The sequence below is a fragment of the Lichenicoccus sp. genome (genome assembly GCF_965277665.1).
Taxonomy (GTDB): Bacteria; Pseudomonadota; Alphaproteobacteria; order Acetobacterales; family Acetobacteraceae; genus Lichenicoccus.
In genome coordinates, this window is record NZ_OZ255835.1 from 2,644,006 (window position 1) to 2,662,167 (window position 18,162).

Here is an 18,162-nt window from a genome sequence, read left to right on the forward strand (position 1 = left end):
CTCCTGTTTCGCCGGTCGCCGGCAGCGTTGTTTTCAGGCAGATGGGCCGGTTGCACAAGTCGATCAAGCCGCCGCACCCGCGCCGCGTCTCACCCCCGGCCCATACCGGTCGAGCGCCGTGTCGGGCAGCTGCATCACCGCCGGCCCCTCGGTCCAGACCAGCAGGCAATAGATGGTCCGCCCTGGATACAGCGCGCGCAGCAGAGCCCGGTAGGCCGCCATCTGCCGCAGGTAGAGCAGCGGCACCTGTTCGGGTGCCGCGGGTGGCGCTTGCCCGGTCTTGAAGTCGCAGACGGTGACCCGGTCGGGCTCGACGCAGAGCCGGTCGACCTGGCCGGCCACGACGACGCCTTCCGCCAGACCCACCAGAGGCTGTTCGGCACGACCGGCGGGACCGAACAGCGTCGCGAGACGCGGCTCGGCGATCACCTCGAGGGCCTGCCGCACCAGCGTGCGCGCCTGCAACGCATCCAGGCCGTGCGACCGGTGCGCCGCGTAGGCGGCGGCCGCCGCGGCGCGATCCGCCTGCGGCAGGCCGGGTAGATGCTGCAGCAGCACGTGCATCAGCCGCCCGCGCCGCAGCGCGCTGTCGCGAGCGCTGGCTCCGGGGGCGACGCCGGAGCCCTCGCGCGCGAGCGGCGAGCGCAGCGCGGGCCGTGGGCCGAACCCGACATCGTCCGGCCGGCTCGGCGCCAGCGGGTTGGGGACAGGGGGTTCGGCCGGCGGCGGCGTCGGCCGCCAATCCGGCGCCCGGCCCAGCCAGTCCGGCAGGCTTGGCGGCGGCGGCGCCGGGGCGGCCGGTGGCGCCAGGCTCGCCGGCGCGAGGCTCTCGAGGAGCAGCCGCTCGCCCGGCCAGCCGGCCTCGAACGGCGCCGGAACCGCGCCGGCGCGCTCGAAGCCACGCCGGCACTGCTCGTACCAGCAATCCTCCGGCGGCGGTGCCTTGCCCGCCCAGCCGCAGACCACGAGCCGGTCGCTGGCACGGGTGAGCGCCACGTAGAGCAGGCGGTTCTGCTCCTCGACGGTGGCCGCGCGCAGCACCTCGCTCAGCGCCCGCGTCGGCAGGCAGGCCAGTTCCGCGCGCGGCACCCAGAACGGCAGCTCGGTGCCGGTCAGCGGATCCCGGGTCCACAGCAACGTCTCGTCGCTCGGCGGCCTGGACAGCGTGTCGGGCAGCACCACGAGCCGCGCCTGCAGCCCCTTGGCGCCATGCACGGTCATCACCCGCACGGCGTCGCCGGCGCTGTCGGGCTCTCGCTTGATGGTCGCCTCGGACGTACGGATCCAGTGCAGGAATCCCTGCAGGGACGCCGCATGCGCCGCCTCGTAGCGCAGCGCCGCCGCCAGCAGTTCGTCCACCGGCTCCGCTGCCTCCGGGCCCAGCCGCGCCAGCAGGCGTGCGCGGCCGCCGCCAGGTCCCAAGGCCTCACCCAGCAGCGCATACGGCGAGGCGTAGTCCACCCGCCCGAACAGGCCGGCCAGCATGGTCCAGGCCTGCGACCAGTCCGGCCGCGTCGCATGGCGGTCGCGCAGGCTGTCCCACAGGCTCAGGCCCGCGCGCGTGGTCGCGAGCTGCATCATGGCGTCGTCGGTGAGGCCGCCGAGCGGCCCGGTCAGCACCGCGGCGACGGTCAGGTCGTCCTGCGGCAGCAGCAGCGCATCGCACAAAGCCAGCAGGTCCTGCACCGCGACCTGGTCCACCAGCCCGGTGCGCACCAGGGTCGCGACCGGCACGTCCTGCGTCTTGAGCGCGCGGATCAGCGAGCGCACGAACGCGCTGCGCCGGGGCACCAGCACCAGCACGTCGGCAGCCTTGAGCGGTGCGGCGCCGGGCATCGCCGGGCGCCCGATCTCGCCGGCGATCCAGCGCGCGAGGCTCTCGGCGAGGCGCTGCGGGGCCGAACGCTGGCCCGCGTTGCGCGCCGGCGCCTCCCAGGGTCCGGGACCCGGATCCGCCGCCTCCCGCGGCGCCAGCGGCCACAGCTCGACGCGGCCCGGCTCGTGGGCCCGGGATGCGCGGTGCCGCAGCAGCGGACCCCCGCCTTGCGGTCCCTGGCCCGGCTCGGCAACGCCGCGGGCGGCCGCGGGATCGGCGAACACCGCATCCACCAGCCGCAGCACCGGCTCGACCGAGCGGAACGACACCGTCAGCGACGGCTCGCGCCAGGTCTCGCCGCCGTCGGTGACGCGGGCGCGGAAGCGTTCGCGCCAACCATGGAACTGGCCGGGATCGGCGCCCTGGAACGAATAGATCGACTGCTTGAAGTCGCCGACCGCGAAGATCGTGCGCGGCAGCGGCCGCTCGTCACCCCCGCCCGGGCCGACAGACGGCGTGGCGCCGGAACCCGCGAAGAACTCCACGGTCAGCGCCCAGGCGATCTGCCATTGCAGCGGCGAGGTGTCCTGCACCTCGTCGAGCAGCAGGTGGTCGATGCCGCCATCGAGCTTGTACAGCACCCAGGCGACCCCTGGATCGTCCAGCAGCGCCAGCGTGCGCGCGATCAGGTCATCGTAGTCGAGCATGCCGCTCTCGGCCTTGCCGGCGGCGTGCCGGCCCAGGATCGGCAGCGCGACGGCAAGCAGCGCCGCACTCAGCTCCGCCATGCGCAGCGCCCGGACGGCGTCCTCGACCGCCAGAACGCGCTCCGCCTCGGCGGCGAGAGCGTCCGCGATCTGCGGGTGCTGCTTCATGAAGTTGCCGGCAAAGATGCCGCCCGGCTTGCGCGCCTCGCCGGCCTGGGTCAGCAACAGCCCGCGCCACTGTCCCCAGGCCGCGGCACGGCCCGGCGCGTCCTGTGCCAGCCAGTCGAGCCAGGCCGGCACCTTGCCGCGCGCACCGCTGGCGCCATGCTGCTGCACCAGTTCCAGCATCGCCCGCAGGTGCGCCTCGCCGGGCCACGCGACCGCTTGCGCGAGCACCTCGCTCTCGTCGCGCTGGGCGACGCCGGTGGCGCGCCACAGGGCATCGCCCAGCGCCTCCGCAGACAGGGCGGCAAGATCGGACAGGCTGCCATCGCCCGGCGCCCGGGAGGCCGCCTGCAGCTTGCCGACCAGCGACGCGAAGTCGCCGGCGCCGATCTGCCCGGCGAGCAGCCCGAGCGAGGGGTCCGGGCCGGCACGGGCGGCCAGGACCATCTCCACCGCCTCGTTCAGCGCCACCCGCGCGTCGGTATCCTCGGCCAGCCGGAAATGCGGGCTGATCGCCGCCTCGAGCGGGAACCGACGCAGCAGCGACTGGCAGAAGGCGTGGATGGTGCCGATCCGCATGCCACCCGGCAGGTCGAGCACGCGGGCGAACAGCGCCCGCGCCGCCGCCCGCGTCGCTGCCTCCGGCGGCACGTCGAGGGCGGCGAGTTCGCGGTCGAGCGCCGCATCGTCCAGCGTCACCCAGCGTCCCAGCCGTCGCTGCAGGCGGATCGACATCTCCGCGGCGGCCGCCTTGGTGAAGGTGAGGCACTGGATGCGGGCGGGATTGGTGCCCACGACCAAGACAGGGTCGGGCACCACCGCCGCACCCGGTTCGGCGTCACGCTGCAGGCGCTCGGGACGCGCGGGTCGCGGCAGCATCAGCCGCAGCAGCCGGTCGATCAGCAGCTTGGTCTTGCCGCTGCCGGCGGATGCCGAGACGAAGACCGAGACCTGCGGGTCGGAAGCCAGGATCTGCTGTCGGTTGGCTTCGGCGACCGGGGTGAGATCATCGTCCGGGAGGCCGCTCACTCGCCGTCCTCCTGCGCCGCACTCCACTCGGCAACCCGGGCGAGCAGCGCGTAGTCGGTGAAGCGCGGCACCGAACCAGGGCGCGGCTGCGACAGGTATGGCTGCGACGGGTTGTCATACTCGTTGATCAAGCCGCGCAGAGCCTCCCAGCAGCGGCCGACCAGCTCCTGCAGGTCTGCCGCAGCCTTGACCGGCCGCATCTCGCGCCCTGGCTCGTGGCCGCCGGACAGCCGCCAGTAGGCCAGCTCGCTGGTCTCGCCTGAGAGCTCCGGGCCGAAGGCGCCGAGCCGCGCCATCGCCGCCTCCAGCACCAGCTGCGACGACCATCCCTCGAGCACGGCGGGCCCGGTCGGCAGCGTGCCGGTCTTGTAGTCGAGCAGGCACAGGCTGCCATCAGGATTGACCTCGATGCGGTCGGCGCGCCCGCGCAGCTCGAAGTCGCCGCCCGGCAGGGCCTGCAGCGCGACGCGGCCGTCGCACTCGGAGGCGATGCGCACCGGCGCCTGCCGGGCACGCCGGTCAGCCTCGGTCTGCGCCACCCAGCCGGCAATCCGCAGCAGGCGCGGCCGCCACCAGGCCGCCAGCGCCGGGCGCAGGGCCGCCGCATCGAGCGCCTGCAGGAAGGCCCGCTGCAGCTGCAGGTCCGCATCCGCCGGCCAGGCGGCGCCATACGCCCGCAGGAACACCGACAGCGCCTCATGCACGATGGTGCCGTAGTCCGCGGCGTCGGCGGCCTCCTCGAGCGGCCGGAGTGCTGCCAGCTTCAGCACGTGGCGGGCATGGATCGCATACGGGTCGCGCATCCAGGTCTCGATCTCGGTGACGCTGAGGCGTCGCGGCCGCAGCGCCACCGGCGGGCACGGCCTGGGCGGCGCCACCGGCCGCGGCGCGCCCTCCGGCTGGTCGATGCGGCGTAGCCACGACAGCGCGGGATGCTGCTCCAGCGCCTGGTCCCGCCCTTGCAGCCAGGCGTCAAGACGCACCAGCCAGCGCGCCGGCACCGCGGGCGCGCCGTCGCGGCGGCCGGGCCGCGACAGCACGAGCTCCGGCGCGCAGCACGACGCCGACAGGAAATCATGCGCCGACTCGCCGATCCGCTCCTCGGGCGACGGCAGCCCGGCCTGCATGCGCATCGGCCGGCTCATCCACGGCCCCGGATCGGCCGAGGGCGGCCAGACGCCTTCCACCAGGCCACCCAGCACCGCCAGCTCGACCGATTGCAGCCGTGCCTCCAGCAGGCCCCAGATGAACAGCCTCGGATGCTCGGCCCCGGCCTGGCGGCCGCGCAACGCCCGCCTGCTGCGCACCGCGACACCCGCGAGGGCCGCGTCCAGCAAGCCGGCGAGCACGCGCGGGCCTTGCGGCGGCAGCAGTGCGGCATGCTGCGCCAGCGCCGCGAGCTGCCCGGCCAGGACGTTGCCCTCCTCGAGTGACCACAGGATTTCGGCGCCGGACAGCGCATCGGTCTGCGCCAGCGCCTCGCCCGCCTGCATCAGCGCGTCCAGCAGGTCGGGCACCGGCACCGCCCTGGACTGCCGGCACAGCTCCAGCAGCGGCGCGAGGCGCTGCTGCAGGTCGTCGAGGAAGCCATGCAGCGCCTGGGGTTCTGGCACCCTGGTATGCGTGTCGCCCTCGGCCCGGCGCAGGGCGACACGCAGCGCGTCGAAGCCGCGCGCCGGGGCCGGCCCGCGCAGGCAGGCCAGTTCGAGCAAACGCGCCAGCCTGCGGCATTCGGCGCCCGGCCGGCCGGCGGCGGCGAGCGGATGCTTGAGCAGGGCCAGCAGCGCCACCGGCGCCAGCCCGCCGCAGCAGGCCTCGGCGAGCAGGCGCAGGAAGATCGCCGGCGGCGTCGCGAGCAGCGGCTCGCCGGCGCTGTCGTCCACCAGCACCCCGAATCGGGTCAGTTCGACCACCACACGGGCAGCGAGCCCGCGATCCGGGGTGACCAGCGCCGCGCGGCGCCCGGGCGTCTGCAGCGCATCGCGCAGCACCAGCGCGATCGCGGCAGCCTCCTCCTGCTGGTCAGCAGCATCCAGCCGGCTCACGCCGGCGAGGTGGGCGGGCCCGGTCGCGGACAGCCAGTCGCCCAGCGCCTGCTCCGGCAGCAGCACCGCCTGCAGGGCACGGAGGCGTCCGGACGGTACGGCCGAGGCTCCGGTCCAGTCCGCCACCGCCTCCCGGGTCACCCCGACCGCCGCCAGCAGGTGTCGCAGGCCGGACTGGGCATGGCTGTCGGGCAGGCTGGCGAAGTCGGCCTCGTCCATCGACCGGTCGAGGCCGGGCAGCACCAGCCGTCCGGCCGGCAGACGGGCGATGGCGGCGAGCAGGCTGCAGAGCGCCGGGCTGGCGACGGTGAAGCCGGCAGCCCAAACCGGCTCGCCGGCGGGAGAAGGCGGCGCGGACCCCCAGGCGTCGGCCTGCACCCGCAGCAGCGCGTTCTGCCGCGCCACCGGGTTCATCAGCCCATGCTCCTCGAGCCAGAGCGGCCAAGCCTCGGTGACGATCCGCAGGAAATCCAGCGTCTTCTGCCAGTGCTCGGCATGGCTCTCGGCGAGATGCGGCAGCCGGGCGGCCAGGTCGGTCTCGGCGCGCTCGGCCTCGTCCATCAGCTCCGCCAGCGACCGCGCCAGCAGCCAGGCCTGGTCGGCGGTGGGTGCCACGCCGAAATGGTTGCCGGCCGCCAGGATCATCCGCGCCAGTACCGTCAGGCGCTGCATCGGCTCGACCGCGGGCGGCAGGTCCAGGGCGCCGGCCAGCGCCAGCGGCGCCTCGCCGAGGCCGCCGGCCGCCAGGATGCGCGGCAGCAGCAGCACGCGCCCGGCGGCCAGGCGGAGGAACGCCTCGGTCAGCGCCCGTGCCGCGCGCCGTGTCGGCAACAGGATCATGCCGCGCCCTACCGCCTCGGGGTCGCCGCCGGCCTGGCTCAGCCAGGCTGCGGCCAGCGCATCGAGGAAGGCCAGGTGGCCCGCGATCGAAGCCACGTTCGCCATGACGGGGTGCCGCTCCGGATCGTGGCTCACGTGTTGGGTGGCCCGAAGTTCGGATCGCGCAGGGCACGCTCGGTGGCCACGATGTCGGACGGCCGCGAGAGGTGGAACCAAGGCCCGTCATGCACCACCGCCCGCAGCCGGCCGGCGCGCATGGCCTGGTCCCAGAGCAGGTTCATGCTGAATCTGCCACGGCCGATGCCGGCGAACAGCCGCGGCGAAACGATCTGCACGCCCGCGAACACGTACGGCACGATCTCGTTCTCGTCGCGCCGACGCACCAGCCCGTCGGCGTCGATCGCGAAGTCTCCGGCGCCCACCTCGCCGACCGCCCAGGCGATCCGGCTGACCAGCAGCATGACGTCGTAGCGCGCCGGGTTGAACGCCTCGGCCAGACGGGTCAGCGCCGGCCGCGGCCCGTCAAGCCAGAAGCTGTCGCCGTTGACCACGAAGAACGGCGCCGCGTTTCCCACCAGGCCGTCGGCCAGGGCGGCGAGCACGCCGCCGCCGGTATCGAGCAGTTCCGGCTCGCGCATCAGCGTCGTGCGCGGCCGGCCGGTCCGGCGCGCCGCCCGGGCCAGCAGATGCCGCTCGATCTCGTCCGACCGGAAATGCGCGTTCACTGCCACCGCCTCGACGCCGGCGGCATCCAGCCGGTCGAGCGCGTGGTCGAGCAGCGGCTGGCCGGCCACCATCAGCAGCGGCTTCGGGGTCTGCTCGCTCAGCGGCCGCATGCGTCGGCCGAAGCCGGCGGCCAGCAGCACCGCGCCGGTCGGGCTGGTGCGGGCGCGCGGCCCGAACAGGTCCTTCATCCGGGTCCCCGACCCCACCGTCCGGGCCAGCCGGAGAGCGTTGCCGACCGCCGACCCTCATCGCCCGGTACCGGCTCGAGATGCACGACGAGCGCATCGTGCGGTCTCAGCGATTGCAGGCGGTCGGGCCATTCGACCACCACCATGCCGTCGCGTGCCTCGTCCCAGCCAAGTTCCGGCAGGCCGGCCGGACCGTCCAGCCGCCACAGGTCGAAATGCGACACCGTTCCGGCCGACGATTCGTACGCCTGAACCAGCGTGTAGCTGGGACTCGGCACGTCCATGCACGGATCATCGCAAAGAGCGCGTATCAGCGCGCGGGCGAGCGTCGTCTTGCCGGCGCCGAGTGGGCCATCGAGCAGCACGCTGTCGTTTGGGCGCAGCTTGGCCGCGATGCGGCGCCCAAGCGCCTCCGTATCGGCCAGCGTCGCGAGCGCCAGTTGCCACGTGCCGGAGTCGCTCTCGCTCATGGCGGCATCTTGCCGTAGCGCCGGCCGGCTCCACAATGTAGTCGGCAGCAGGCGGCCAGGCGGGTCTATCGGTCGCGGTGCATTCGGAGCGAGGGAACGGCATGGCGGAAACGGTGCAGGCGGCAACCTTGCGGGCAGACGTGGCGATCATCGGCGCCGGACCGGCCGGACTGTTCGCCGCCTTCGAGTGCGGCATGCTCAGGCTCGGCACCGTGCTGATCGACGCGCTGGACGAGACGGGCGGCCAGTGCGCGGCGCTGTATCCGGAAAAGCCGATCTACGACATCCCGGCCCACCCGGCGATCGAGGCCGGCGCCCTGGTCGCGGCGCTCGAGCAGCAGATCGCGCCGTTCGCGGTGCCGCGCCTGCTCGGCCGACGCATCGAGCGGCTGCAGGGCAGCCGGGGCGCCTTTTCGCTCGGCACCGACCACGGCGACAGCATCCACGCGCGCGCGGTGATCATCGCCGCCGGCGCCGGCGCCTTCGGGCCGAACCGGCCGCCATTGCCGGGGCTGGCGGCCTACGAGCAGACCGGCAGCGTGCAGTATTACGTGCGCCGCAAGGAGGCCTTCCACGGCAAACGGCTGGTAATCGCCGGCGGTGGCGACAGCGCGATCGACTGGGCGCTGGAGCTCCGGGAGATCGCGCTTCACATCACCCTGATCCATCGGCGCGCGAAGTTCAGGGCCGCGCCCGAGCGCCTCGCCCAGCTCGAGGCCGCGTCGGGGCCCGGCGGTCCGATCGAGCTGGTGGTGCCATACCAGCTGCACGCGCTGCACGGTGACGGCGGCACGCTCGCTTCGGTCGAGGTGGCCACCCTGGAGGGCGATCGGCGGCGCATCGAGGCCGATCATCTGCTCGCCTTCTTCGGCCTGTCCACCGACCTCGGCCCGGTGTCGCAATGGGGGCTGCAATCCGCCCTGCACCACATCCAGGTCGCGCCGAGCACCTGCGAGACCTCGCTGCCCGGCGTGTTCGCGATCGGCGACGTCGCGACCTATCCGGGCAAGCTGAAGCTGATCCTGCAGGGCTTCAGCGAGGGCGCGATGGCGGCGCACGCGATCCACCCGATCGTGCATCCGCACACCGCGCTGCATTTCGAATATTCGACCAGCAAGGGTGCGCCGGGAAGCAGGGATGCGCCGGGAAGCCTGGCGGGGGCCGGGCATGCGCCGCGCCCTGCCGCCGCGTGAGCCGCACTCCGCAGACCGATCGGCAGAACCCGCAAGATGGCCCAGAGGCGGCCGCGTATGCGGCCGGCCTGCTGACCATCGACCTCGAGGCGCTGGCGGCCAACTACCGGCTGCTGCGCGATCGCGCAGCACCTGCACGCTGTGCCGCCGTCGTGAAGGCCGACGGGTATGGCCTCGGCGCCGCCCCCGTGGCGCAGCGGCTGCAGCGCGAGGGCTGCCGGGAGTTCTTCGTGGCGCAGCTGCGCGAGGGCATCGCCCTGCGGCCGCACCTGGCCGACGACAGCAGCATCCACATCCTGAACGGGCCGTTCCCGGGCACCGCGGCCGCGTTCGAGAGCCACCGGCTGGTGCCGGTGCTGAACAGCCTGGAGCAGATCGCGGACTGGCACGCCTTGTCGATGCGGCTCGGCCGGCGCCTGGATGCGGTGATCCAGACCGACACCGGCATGTCGCGCTACGGCCTTTCCGAGGCCGACCTGCTGCAGCTCGAGGACGAGCCACGCCGGCTCGACGGCATCCGGCCGACGCTGCTGATGAGCCATCTCGGCTGCGCCGACACCCCGGAGCACCCGATGAACCGCCTGCAGCTCGATCGCCTCCTGGCGCAGCAGGTGCCGCTGCGCGGCGTGCTCGGCCCGGTCGCAGCCAGCCTCGCCGCCTCGTCCGGCATCATGCTCGGGCCGGCCTGGCATCTCGGCATGGTGCGGCCGGGGGCGGCGCTGTACGGCGTCAATCCCGGGCCCGGTCCGAACCCGATGCGGGCGGTCGTGCGCCTGCAGGGGCGGATCGTGCAGACGCGCTGGATCGTGCCCGGCGCCAGCGTCGGCTATGGCGCCGGCTTCGTCGCAACGCGGCACAGCCGGATCGCGACCCTGGCCGTCGGCTACGCGGATGGCTTCCTGCGCGCCGGCGGCGGCGGCGTTGCCACCCGGCCCGATGATCCGCGGCCGCTGCCGATCGTCGGCCGCATCTCGATGGACTGCCTGGCGCTGGACGTCACCATCCTCGGCGCGCAGGCTCTACCGCCCGGTTCCCTGATCGACCTGATCGGACCGCATCGCCCGCTCGACGACGCGGCGGCCGCGGCCGGCACGATCGGCTACGAGATGCTGACTGCGCTCGGCGCCCGCCACCACCGGCGCTATGTCGGGCAGCAGGAGCACGCGCCTTGAAAGTAATCGTGCTCGGCGGCGGCGTGATCGGCGTGACCTCGGCGTGGTATCTGGCCAGGCTCGGCCACGAGGTCGAGCTGATCGACCGCCAGCCGCAGGCCGGCATGGAGACCAGCTTCGCCAATGCCGGCCAGGTCTCGCCCGGCTATTCGACGCCGTGGGCCGCACCCGGCCTGCCGCGCAAGGCGCTCGGCTGGATGCTCGGCCGCCACAGCCCGCTGGTGATCCGGCCGCGACTGGACCCGGCGATGCTCCGCTGGATGATCCAGCTGCTGCGGAACTGCACCGCCGAGGCCTATGACCGCAACAAGAGCCGGATGCTGCGGATCGCGGAATACAGCCGCGACTGCCTGGGCGACCTGCGCCACGAGACCGGCATCACCTACGACGACCGCCAGCGCGGACTGGTGCAGCTGTTCCGCACCCAGGCGCAGCTCGACCACGCCGCCGAGGACATGCGCATCCTGGCCGGGAGCGGCGTGGCCCACGAGCTGCTCGACGTGGACGGCATCGTGCGCGCCGAACCCGCCCTGGGCCGGGTCCGCCCGCTGCTGAAGGGCGGATTGCGGCTGCCCGGCGACGAGAGCGGCGACGCGCACCTGTTCACCCGGCGGCTGGCGGCGCTGGCCGCCGAGCAGGGCGTGCGGTTTTGCTACGATACCAGCATCAAGGCGCTGCGCACCGAGGGCGACCGGATCAGCGCGGTGGAGACCAGCGCCGGGCTTCTGGCCGGGGATGCCTATCTGGTGGCGACCGGCAGCCATACGCCGGCCCTGCTGCGGCCGCTCGGCATCCGGGTCCCGGTCTATCCGGTGAAGGGCTACTCGCTCACCATCCCGCTGACCGATCCGGACCGCGCACCGGTCTCGACCGTGAACGACGAGACCTACAAGGTCGCGATGACCCGGCTCGGCGACCGCATCCGCGTCGGCGGCACCGCGGAGCTTACCGGCTACGACACCCGGTTGCGCCCGGAGCGGCGCGAGACGCTGGAGCTGAGCTTCGGCTCGCTGTTCGGCGGCGGCGACCTGTCGCGGGCGACCTTCTGGACCGGGCTGCGGCCGAACACCCCGGACGGCACCCCGATCGTGGGCCATGCCGGGCGCTGGACCAACCTGTGGCTGAATACCGGGCACGGCACGCTGGGCTGGACCATGGCCTGCGGCTCCGGCCGGCTGATCGCCGACCTGATCAGCGGGCGCCGCCCGAACATCGAGCACGAGGACCTGTCGATCGCGCGCTACGGGTAGGCCAGTGGCAACAACCTGACGGAAGAGTCGTCAGGTTTTACCATCAGGGTTTGGTTTGGCGGGCCGCGCGGGCCGATGCGATTCGCGCCAACGTGCGTCGGCGCGGCCCTGACCGACACGTTGCGCTGGCGTCTTGTTTTGAAAAAATTGTGCGGCGAACGTCAAGTGAGCACTAGGTCATGTGGACGGATTTGGACAAGATGAGGCCGCAGGCGAAGGCCACGATTGACTCGTAGTTCTGCCGGGTTTTCTCGCATCGCAATGTTACTCGCTTGAAGCGCTTGAGCTTGCCGACTGCCTGCTCGATACGGGCGCGAGTTTTGTAGAGCAGCCTCGGGAAGTGCCTGGGGCTGTGGACGGTGATCTTGCGGACCGGAATCAGTGGGACGATGCCAAGCTTTCGTGCTGCGCTTCGGTTGCTCTTGGCGTCGTAGCCTTTGTCAGTCAGCACGGCACGCGGCTTGATGTCGGGACCGATGCCGAGCAACAGGGGGAACTGCGGGCTGTCGTTGGCCTCGCCGCCGGTCAGATGGAAGGCGAGTGGCTGCCCATCGAAGTCGGTCTTGAGGTGGATTTTGGTCGAGAAGCCGCCGCGCGACCGGCCAAGCGCCTGATTTTGCTGCCCCCTTTTGCACCTGCGGCCGAGACATGAGCGCGAACCGTAGTGCTGTCGAACATCTGCACGAGGTGCGCTCTGGGGCTGAGTTCGGCCAGCGACTGAAAGAATGCCTCGAAGACACCGCTGTTGCTCAGCCGCGAGAACCGCTTCCAGACCGTGTTCCAGAGCCCGTATTCGGCTGGCAGCGCCCGCCACGAGACGTTCTGCAGCGTGAAGAAATGCAGCGCCTCGAGAAAGCGTCTGTCATCACGAGCCTTCTCGCCCCGCCTCGGAAGACAGCCCCGGAAGACCTCCAGAACGATCTCCCAATCCTCCTCGCTCATCCGCGTCAGCATCAAACAGGTCCACTTCTGCCGACCCGCTATGAATCACTGATCGACCGTCTTGTGAATCCCTGGCCGATTCCGTCCACATGACCTAGAGCGGAATCCGATCAGTCTGGTTCATATCCGGCTGCGGTGAAGTAATTGGCGCAATCTTGTGGCGAGAAGGTCAGCAAGGCGTCGCGGATCACGTCCCACAGGTCGTCGATGGTTCGAGCGGCGGCCTTTCGCAAGAACGCCTTGAGCTTGGAGAAGGCGTTCTCGATCGGGTTGAAGTCGGGTGAGTAGGGCGGCAGGTAGCGCAACGACGCACCTGCGGCTTCGATGGCGCGCCGCACCTGCTGGCCTTTGTGCGCGGGCAGATTGTCCATGATGACCGTGTCGCCGTGGCCGAGCGTGGGGACGAGCACCTGTTCGATGTAGGCCTGGAAGGCAACACGATTCATTGGCCCGTCGAGGACCATGGGGGCGGTCATGCCATCTACGCGGAGCGCCCCGGTAAAGGTCGTCGTCTTCCAGTGCCCCTGTGGCACCGCGGCACGGCAACGCTTTCCCCGAAGGGCACGCCCCCGCAGCCTGGCCATCTTAGTCGAGGCGCCGGTTTCATCGATGAAGACCAGGCGCCGTGGATCGAGGTCAGGCTGGTCTATGAACCAGGCCCGGCGCCGGGCTGCGACGGCGGGCCGATCCTGCTCGGCTGCGTGTGCTGTTTTTTTTGAAGGTCATGCCGTGGCGATCAAGGCAGCGCCACACGGTGCTGGCCCCGAACGAGGCTCCATGCTCGCTCCGCAGCCACTCGGCCAGCTCGACCAGGCTGATGTCCTTCTGCGCAGCAACGGCTGCCAGGATCACGCCGCTGAAGGCCTCGATGCGACGTGAGCGTGTGTCGCCGCCCTGCGGCTTGGCCGCGATAGTGCCGGTCGTGTTGACGGCTGCCACCCAGCGCACGGCACTCGCGGCAGAAACACCGAAGCGCTCTGCAGCGCGACGGCGGGACATGCCTGCCGAAACCGCGGCAACCAGCCGAGAACGAAGGTCGGTGGACAGTGGCTTCCCCATGCATGCTGGCCCCCTGCCCAGCCTGCATGGTGAATCACATCGCAGCCGCGTCGGGAATCCCTAACGATTCAAGTTGGACGGTTTCCGCTCTAGCCCTATGTTTTCCGGTTCGCTCGCGGCCATGCTGCGATGGCAGAGGCGGCTGTCATGGCCCTGATTAGTGCAGAACGATCTCGACGCGGCGGTTCTGCGGTTCGCGGCTATCGGGACCTGTAGCCACCAGCAGCTTGGTGTCACCGAAGCCGTGGGTCTCGATCGCACCACCCGGCACGCCGTCTCTGACCAGTTCCCGCTGGACCATGAAGGCCCGCTTCATCGACAGCCTTAGATTATATGCGGTGCCGCGCTTCTCGCTGCCTGCGTGGGAGGTGTCAGCGTAGCCATCAACATCAATGCGGGTAGTCTGCACTCGCGTCGAGTTCTGTGCGGCTTCGGCCACGACCTCAGCAGCGCGCGCGCTCAATGCGGCGCTATCCCAGTCGAAGAAGACCAGGTAGCTGCGGGCCGGCATCGGAGCCGGCGCCGGAGGCATCGTTGCGGGCTCCGGCGGCGGCGGCGCGGCGACGCCAAAGGCATAGGCCAGTCCAACCGTGATGACGTGGACGAACACATCCTTCTGCAGTCCGATGCCGCCCTTTACGATGGCGTTGTCGACCTTGTTGTAGAAGACGCTGTTCAAGTCACCGGGGTTGTGGACGCCGACGAGCCGATAGTCGGCGGTGAGGGCGAGGCCGGGAACCGCGGCAATTGGCACGGCCACGCCCGCGATCCCCTCATAGGCGAAGTTTGCACCGGATGTCCCACCGATATGGTGCTCATCGCCATTGGACAAGAATTCCGGCGAAGTTTGATGCGTCCAGAGCGCTCCGGTTCCGACGCCCAGGTACGGGCTGAATGCGGTGATCGGGATTCCGAATTCAGGTAACTTGAAGGCATAGAGCGCCTCGAGAAACCCACCGTAGCTCTCTTGGTGACCTGTCTGGTAGCCGGGGACCGGCACCTTAACCAGGTTGTTCAGGCTGTTGTACTCGTAGGCGCCCAGGACATCGACCTGGACGCCGTTCGAGAACGCCCATCCGGCCGCACCGGCGCCAATGAAGCCGAGGTTGTAGCGCTCTGTTGCCGGCCCCGGACCGAGCGGTCCATCGCCAGGATCGACGGCGATGTCTTGCAGGATGCTGGGACCACCTGCGACCCCGATATAGGGGTGCCCGCTGGAGAAGCCATCCATGAACCCTGGTGCCGGCGCAGGAGGCGCCGGGTTCTGCGCCTGTGCAGTCCCGGTAGCTGCCAGGATCAGTATCATTGTGTTCGACCATCGAAACTTGATCACCAGGCAACTCCTGCTCACATCGTTTCTAGCCGCTCTCCTGCTCAAGCCCAGGCAAAGAGTGTGCCAGTATAGCGCCAGGTACCTTGCTTACGATTTGAGCCCGGATTGATCAGGAACCACCTGAAAAGTGCAACAAGATCGTTGTCGAAGCCTGAATGTACGGATTTCCAAACCGGATTGCCTGACGACTGGGCGCTTTGCAGGCTCTGTTCCGTTCAAAGGCGTGGTTTTGTTGCATGACCGTCATTCGGCAAGCAGGTCGGACAGCCCCGAGAGAATTAGATTTGGGTGAACCCGATCGAAACCTGCCTGGTGTTGCCGGCCTGCATCACTACCGAGCGGGTTGGCCACCGCCTTCGGCCTCCGTCAACAGAGCGGACACAGCCTCCCGGTCAGGATGATGACGCCACTCTCGACAAGGCAGCCCGCAACCCGGAGTGTCGACCAGGTGCCCGCCGGTCACTGTCGTGAGCTGGAGCGCCACAGACCTCCAACCGCAAGAGCCAGTCTGATCAGCGAGCCCAGTCTGGAGCGGGCATGGTGCGGCTGTCGCGCGAGCAAGGATGGCCGGTCAGCGACACGACCGTCGCCCCTCCCCGTCGCGGCATCACGCCTTGCGGCTGCCGCCCACCCGCACCTTGGTCGCGGTCGGCCCGGCGCTGCCGGCCTCTTCGACGTAATGCACCAGGTCGCCTTCGCGCAGCGCCTCGAAGTCGCCGTCGGTGACGCTGTCGCGGTGGAAATAGATCTGCGAGCCGGTGCTGTTGAGGATGAAGCCGTGATCCTGGCCCGGTTCCTTCAGCGTCACCTGGCCGGACAGGGCGGCTGCGTTGGGCGCCGACACGGCCTCGCGGACATGGCCCTTGTAGCCTTCGAGCTGCCGCTCGGCGGCCCGGAAGGCGTCGCGCAGCGAGGTATAGACGTCCGGGTTGGCGTAGCGCTCCCGGGTGCGGTGCGGCTCGTGCGACACCGCGAGCTCGCGCCCCGGCACCGAGAGGATGATATGCACCTCGAACTGGTTGCCCTTCTGGTGCTGCTGGTGCAGCGCCTCGATCGAGACCCGGCAGGCCGTCAGCCGCCCGTAGCGCGTCTCCAGCTTTTCCACGTGCTTGCGTATTTCGGCCTCGACGCTGTCCGAGTGCTCCAGACCGTGGAATGCGATGTCGAGTGGTCGTTCCATCCTGAACGCAGCCTTTCGTAGCCTGCCGGCCCAGAGCATGATCCGTTAGATCATGCTCTGCCATAGTCTATGCAACGTCCAGCCGCAGGCGCGGTTCAGGCGGACACGGGACGCACGCGCGGCGGCAGGCCGGACGGATAGCGCCGCATCAGGGTCAGCATGATCAGGATGCCGGGCAGCGCGCACAGGATCGCGCCGGCAAAGAATGCCGGCCAGCCCAGCGCCTGCGCGGCGATGCCGGTGCCCCCACCCAGCGTGCGCCAGGCAACCGGCGCCATCGAGGACAGCAGCGCATATTGCGTGGCGGTGTATTCGAGCGAGCAGAGCCGGGACAGGTAGGTCAGGAAGGTGGTGGTCGCCAGCGCCTCGGCGAAGCCTTCGAGCGTCACCTTGGCGAGCAGCATCGCGGTTTGCGGCCCGACCCGGTAGAGCGCCAGGTACAGCCCCATCGAGGCCATCTGCACCATCGCCGCGATGATCAGCGTGCGCGAGCCGCCATAGCGCGCCACGCAGACCGCACTGGCCGCCGCCCCGAGCAGCGCCGCGGCCAGCGCCGGCAGGCCGTTGGCCAGCGCCACCGCGTCCCGGCTGAAGCCGAGCGCGTGGTAGAACGGGGCGGCCATCGTGTCGGCCATCTGGGTGCCGAGGTTGAACAGCAGCACGAAGGCGACGACCAGGCCGGAGCCTGGCCGACCGAGCAGGTCGCGCAGCGGCGCCACCACGCGGGCTCGTACCTGGGCGTCCCAGCCTGGCGCGTCCCACCCCGCCGGCGCGTCCGCGACCTTCGGGCGCGCCGGCTCGCGGACCAGCAGCGTCGCCAGCAGCCCGAGCAGCGAACAGGCGGCCATCGCGGCATAGGCGCCATGCCAGCCGAGGCGGCCGGCCAGGAAAATCGCGCCCGCGCCGGAGACCTGCATGGCAATCCGGTAGCCCCAGACATAGCAGCCGAGAGCCGCAGCCTGCAGGCGCGACGGAAAGCTCTCGATGCGCCAGGCATCGATGACGACATCCTGGCTCGCCGAGAAGAAGGCGAGCAGCAGCGCCGCCAGCACCAGCCCGAGCGGATGGCGATGCGGGTCGGACGCGGCCATCAGCAGGATCGCAGCGGTCAGCGCCACCTGCACCGGCAGCAGCCAGCCGCGACGACGGCCGATGCCGGCCAGCGCGCCGGGCGGCAGGCGGTCGAGCAACGGTGCCCAGAGGAACTTCAGCAGGTAGGGCAGGCCGATGCAGGCGGTCAGCCCGATGGCGCGCAGCGACACGCCGCTTTCGCTCATCCATTGCTGCAGCGTGAAGAAGGTCAGGTAGATCGGCAGGCCCGAGGCGAAGCCGAGCAGGCCCATCAGTGCCAGCGGCCGGCGCGTGCCGCTCAGCCGTTCACCAGGCACCGATCAGCGCCGCCGATCAGGGAGCGGCATCGGCAGGACGGACGGACACGATCCGCCCGTCCTGCCTCGCGAGGCGGATCGGCTCAGCCCGCGGGCTGCGGCGTCGTGCTCGGCTTCTTGTGGTGGTGGTGGTGGTGATGGTGCGTACCGGTGGCGTGATGGTGCGCATGGTGCCTATGCGTCGTGCCCCCCGGAGCGGCAGCAGAGGGCGCCGTCTGGGAGGGGGCAGTCTGGGAGGGGGCGGCCGTGGAGGGCGCCGTCATCGCCGGAGGGGCGGAGGCGGCAGGCGGCGCGGTGTCGGCCGGCGGCGTCATCGCGCCGGGCGGCGGCGTGGTTGCCGGGGCGGCCATGTTCGGAGCCGGGGCGCTCGGGGTCGCGGACGGCGCGGCCGGGGTGCTGGTGGCGGGCGGCGCCATCGTGTTCGGAGCCGACGTCGTCGTCTGCGCGAAAGCCGGAGCGGCCGTCGCCATCAGCGCGAACGCCGAAGCGGTGGCGAGGAACCGGGTGGTGAGCGTCATGGAAGTCTCCGATCCTGGGAGATGCGACAAATTGCAGGGGCCACATCGCATGATGCTGCTTGCAGGCGTGTCCATAGCACGCGTTCCCGCCCGCGTCGTGCGGGAAAGTTCAATCGCAATCGCAAGGTTCCAACGAATCTG

At 70.9% G+C, this 18,162-nt stretch carries 12 protein-coding genes and 2 pseudogenes; 3 read left to right on the plus strand and 11 right to left on the minus strand.

Annotated elements, in window-relative coordinates; translation table 11 throughout:
• Positions 1-63: 63 nt before the first annotated feature.
• From addA to tsaE, 4 genes are read right to left on the minus strand one after another with little or no spacing between them, the layout of a single operon-like run.
• Positions 64-3,717: a double-strand break repair helicase AddA gene (gene addA, locus ACQY4O_RS12295; protein WP_428376653.1), complete on the minus strand. Its 3,654-nt coding sequence runs from the start codon at positions 3,715-3,717 to the stop codon at positions 64-66.
• Positions 3,714-6,707, minus strand: a complete 2,994-nt coding sequence (gene addB / locus ACQY4O_RS12300; protein WP_428376654.1) for a double-strand break repair protein AddB — start codon at positions 6,705-6,707, stop codon at positions 3,714-3,716. The genes addA and addB overlap by 4 nt, the downstream gene beginning before the upstream one ends.
• A gap of 26 nt (positions 6,708-6,733) precedes the next feature.
• Positions 6,734-7,516 carry a nucleotidyltransferase family protein gene (locus ACQY4O_RS12305; protein WP_428376655.1) on the minus strand — a complete coding sequence of 261 codons (783 nt, stop codon included), beginning with the start codon at positions 7,514-7,516 and terminating at the stop codon, positions 6,734-6,736.
• Positions 7,513-7,986, minus strand: a complete 474-nt coding sequence (gene tsaE, locus ACQY4O_RS12310; RefSeq protein ID WP_428376656.1) for a tRNA (adenosine(37)-N6)-threonylcarbamoyltransferase complex ATPase subunit type 1 TsaE — start codon at positions 7,984-7,986, stop codon at positions 7,513-7,515. Before tsaE ends, ACQY4O_RS12305 begins: the two co-directional genes overlap by 4 nt.
• A gap of 101 nt (positions 7,987-8,087) precedes the next feature.
• Here tsaE and ACQY4O_RS12315 point away from each other — a divergent pair, with 101 nt between their 5' ends.
• The 3 genes and pseudogenes from ACQY4O_RS12315 to ACQY4O_RS12325 form a co-directional block, all read left to right on the plus strand.
• Positions 8,088-9,179: an NAD(P)/FAD-dependent oxidoreductase gene (locus ACQY4O_RS12315; RefSeq protein WP_428376657.1), complete on the plus strand. Its 1,092-nt coding sequence runs from the start codon at positions 8,088-8,090 to the stop codon at positions 9,177-9,179.
• Positions 9,176-10,351 (plus strand): alanine racemase, encoded by a 1,176-nt coding sequence (alr, locus tag ACQY4O_RS12320; protein WP_428376658.1) that lies wholly within the window; start codon positions 9,176-9,178, stop codon positions 10,349-10,351. Before ACQY4O_RS12315 ends, alr begins: the two co-directional genes overlap by 4 nt.
• A pseudogene (locus ACQY4O_RS12325) lies at positions 10,333-11,601 on the plus strand (D-amino acid dehydrogenase); the annotation flags it as partial. The gene alr and the pseudogene ACQY4O_RS12325, both read left to right, overlap by 19 nt.
• 172 nt (positions 11,602-11,773) lie before the next feature.
• Here ACQY4O_RS12325 and ACQY4O_RS12330 read toward each other — a convergent pair.
• The 7 genes and pseudogenes from ACQY4O_RS12330 to ACQY4O_RS12360 all read right to left on the minus strand — a co-directional run.
• Positions 11,774-12,193 (minus strand): annotated as a pseudogene (locus tag ACQY4O_RS12330) (transposase); the annotation flags it as partial.
• Complete coding sequence (locus ACQY4O_RS12335; RefSeq protein ID WP_428375103.1) at positions 12,127-12,543, minus strand: transposase; 417 nt, start codon at positions 12,541-12,543, stop codon at positions 12,127-12,129. The pseudogene ACQY4O_RS12330 and the gene ACQY4O_RS12335, both read right to left, overlap by 67 nt.
• A gap of 110 nt (positions 12,544-12,653) precedes the next feature.
• Positions 12,654-13,602 (minus strand): IS630 family transposase gene (locus ACQY4O_RS12340; protein ID WP_428376659.1). Its coding sequence is split into 2 segments (ribosomal slippage): positions 12,654-13,260 and positions 13,259-13,602, totalling 951 coding nucleotides; the frame shifts between segments, so codons are not numbered across the junction.
• Positions 13,603-13,759: 157 nt separating this feature from the next.
• Entirely contained in the window at positions 13,760-14,833 is a 1,074-nt protein-coding gene (locus tag ACQY4O_RS12345; RefSeq protein ID WP_428376660.1) for an OmpA family protein, read from the minus strand.
• Between the two features lie 709 nt (positions 14,834-15,542).
• Positions 15,543-16,154: an HPF/RaiA family ribosome-associated protein gene (locus ACQY4O_RS12350; RefSeq protein ID WP_428376661.1), complete on the minus strand. Its 612-nt coding sequence runs from the start codon at positions 16,152-16,154 to the stop codon at positions 15,543-15,545.
• Between the two features lie 56 nt (positions 16,155-16,210).
• Positions 16,211-17,503 (minus strand): AmpG family muropeptide MFS transporter, encoded by a 1,293-nt coding sequence (locus tag ACQY4O_RS12355; protein ID WP_428376662.1) that lies wholly within the window; start codon positions 17,501-17,503, stop codon positions 16,211-16,213.
• 83 nt (positions 17,504-17,586) lie between these two features.
• Positions 17,587-18,021: a hypothetical protein gene (locus tag ACQY4O_RS12360; protein ID WP_428376663.1), complete on the minus strand. Its 435-nt coding sequence runs from the start codon at positions 18,019-18,021 to the stop codon at positions 17,587-17,589.
• Positions 18,022-18,162 lie beyond the last annotated feature (141 nt).

Bases quoted from the DNA above. Each gene is read 5' to 3' on its own strand.
- addB (WP_428376654.1), bottom strand. From the start codon at position 6,707: ATGGCGAACGTGGCTTCGATCGCGGGCCACCTGGCCTTCCTCGATGCG.
- ACQY4O_RS12305 (WP_428376655.1), bottom strand. From the start codon at position 7,516: ATGAAGGACCTGTTCGGGCCGCGCGCCCGCACCAGCCCGACCGGCGCG.
- tsaE (WP_428376656.1), bottom strand. From the start codon at position 7,986: ATGAGCGAGAGCGACTCCGGCACGTGGCAACTGGCGCTCGCGACGCTG.
- ACQY4O_RS12315 (WP_428376657.1), top strand. From the start codon at position 8,088: ATGGCGGAAACGGTGCAGGCGGCAACCTTGCGGGCAGACGTGGCGATC.
- ACQY4O_RS12335 (WP_428375103.1), bottom strand. From the start codon at position 12,543: ATGAGCGAGGAGGATTGGGAGATCGTTCTGGAGGTCTTCCGGGGCTGT.
- ACQY4O_RS12345 (WP_428376660.1), bottom strand. From the start codon at position 14,833: ATGGATGGCTTCTCCAGCGGGCACCCCTATATCGGGGTCGCAGGTGGT.
- ACQY4O_RS12350 (WP_428376661.1), bottom strand. From the start codon at position 16,154: ATGCTCTGGGCCGGCAGGCTACGAAAGGCTGCGTTCAGGATGGAACGA.
- ACQY4O_RS12360 (WP_428376663.1), bottom strand. From the start codon at position 18,021: ATGACGCTCACCACCCGGTTCCTCGCCACCGCTTCGGCGTTCGCGCTG.